General features: G+C 61.0%; 1 protein-coding gene. It reads left to right on the forward strand.

Going from position 1 to position 1432, the window contains the following annotated elements:
* Nucleotides 1-37 precede the first annotated feature (37 nt).
* Nucleotides 38-1432, forward strand: a 1395-nt coding sequence (locus Q0579_RS07060) for a DUF6538 domain-containing protein (RefSeq protein ID WP_366522275.1), incomplete at its 3' end; no start/stop codon positions are given.

Here is a 1432-nt window from a genome sequence, read left to right on the forward strand (position 1 = left end):
CACAGCACTGCTACACAATCGACCTGTCGGACTGTGTATCCGGGGCACGCAGTTCTATTACCGTCGCCGGATTCCGCATGACGCTCGCGTGCTCATGGGCCGCACCGAGATATGGCAGTCGCTTCGAACGGACAGCTTGAAGATCGCCTTGCGGCGGCTGCCCAGCGCCATGGCTCGGGTCGAAGCCGAGATCGAACATCGCCGCTGGGCCGCTGGCCTTCATTGTGATCCGACGCTGCTCACACCGTCGTCGGACGATGCCGTGCCAAGGCGTCAGACGATTCCTGATGCGGCACCGGTCGAGATTGAGCGATCGCCATCTGTTCCGGCCAGCAGCCTGACCCTTGGCGAAGCATACGAGCAATATATGACTGACCCGACGCAGGTATGGTCAGCCCGAACGCGGGAGGCATATGAGACGAGCCGCAGGCTTGCCGTGTCGATCATCGGCAAAGACGTTCCCATGCGCTCGCTCGCTCGCGCCCATTGTCGCGACTATATCGACGTGCTGCGTTTCATGCCGCGCAATGCCGCCAAGCGGTTCCCGAAGCTCACCGCCCGCCAAGCCGCTGATCGCGCTCGAACGCGCGGCGAAACCGACCTCATCAGCGCAGCCAACGCCAACACCTGTCTCGCCAACTTGTCGAGTTTCCTGAACTGGGCTGTCAATGAGGAGCTACTCGATCGGAATCCAATACGCGGCCTGCGTCTGCCCGACGACACTGCAAAGAAGGACAAGCGCTTTCCGTTCAACCCGAGCCAGCTACACGCGATCTTCAACGCTCCGCTCTATCGGGGGTGCGTCGATGGGGAGCGCGGATATGCCAAACCGGGAATCGAGCGACCTCGCAATGCACGATTCTGGGTGCCGCTGATCGGCCTACACACAGGCATGCGACTGAACGAAATCTGCCAACTCGATGTCGCCGATATCCGAACGGTCGATGGGGTGGGTTGCTTCGTGATCACCGAGGATTCTGTCGCCGGAAGCACTGACAAGAATCTCAAGACGGGCGCGAGTGAGCGTCTCATGCCGATCCACAAGAACCTGATCGACTGCGGGTTGCTGCACTTCGTGGAGAAGCAACGCCGCAACGGTCGCACGAAGCTGTTCGAGGAGATCGACCCCGGCACCAAGGGCGTGCGGTCAGTCGCGTTTTCAAAATGGTTCACGCAGTTCCTTCGAAGCTGCGGTGCCTATCAACCTCGCACCTGCTTCCATTCATTCCGTCATAACTTCCGCGACGAGTTGCGCGCCGCGCGCATAGACCATGACGTTGCAATGGCGCTCGGCGGATGGACGAACGGAACGGGGAAGCGGGGAGCATCCGAGAACTACGGCAGCGGGCATCGGGTGGCCGTGCTGGCAGAGGCGGTCAGCCAGCTTACCTTCCGCGAAGTGGATATCTCCCATCTGGCGTGGAACGCCAGA

The sequence above is a fragment of the uncultured Sphingomonas sp. genome, assembly GCF_936927845.1.
Taxonomy (GTDB): Bacteria; Pseudomonadota; Alphaproteobacteria; order Sphingomonadales; family Sphingomonadaceae; genus Sphingomonas.